The organism is Streptomyces sp. AC627_RSS907, assembly GCF_019049165.1.
Window position 1 is genome coordinate 1 of record NZ_JAGMUE010000643.1, and the last position, 796, is coordinate 796.

1 protein-coding gene is annotated in these 796 nt (G+C 67.6%); it reads right to left on the minus strand.

What is annotated here, in order from left to right:
* On the minus strand, positions 1-796 hold a 796-nt coding region (locus tag KUM32_RS37565), incomplete at both ends, for a Clp protease N-terminal domain-containing protein (RefSeq protein ID WP_217146321.1).

Below are 796 nucleotides of genomic sequence, written 5' to 3' on the forward strand. Positions count from 1 at the left end.
GTCTGGAGCTCGCCACGGGCCAGCATCGGCTTGAGAATGCTGGCGGCGTCGATCGCGCCCTCGGCCGCGCCGGCACCCACCAGGGTGTGCAGCTCGTCGATGAACAGAATGATGTCGCCGCGCGTGCGAATCTCCTTGAGCACCTTCTTGAGGCGCTCTTCGAAGTCACCGCGGTAACGGGAACCGGCGACCAGCGCACCCAGGTCCAGGGTGTACAGGTGCTTGTCCTTGAGCGTCTCGGGCACCTCGCCCTTGACGATGGCCTGCGCCAGCCCCTCGACGACCGCCGTCTTACCGACGCCGGGCTCACCGATGAGGACCGGGTTGTTCTTGGTGCGGCGCGAAAGCACCTGCATGACCCGCTCGATCTCCTTCTCGCGCCCGATGACCGGGTCGAGCTTGGATTCGCGGGCGGCCTGCGTCAGGTTGCGACCGAACTGGTCCAGGACAAGGGACGTCGAAGGCGTGCCTTCGGCGGGGCCGCCGGCCGTGGCGGCCTCCTTGCCACCGGAGTAGCCGGAGAGCAGTTGGATGACCTGCTGCCGGACCCGGTTCAGGTCGGCCCCGAGCTTCACGAGGACCTGGGCGGCGACGCCCTCACCCTCGCGGATCAGGCCGAGCAGGATGTGCTCCGTGCCGATGTAGTTGTGCCCGAGCTGAAGGGCTTCGCGGAGCGAGAGCTCCAGCACCTTCTTGGCACGGGGAGTGAAGGGGATGTGGCCGGACGGGGCCTGCTGGCCCTGACCAATGATCTCCTCCACCTGCTGCCTGACCGCCTCGAGCGAAATCCCGAGGC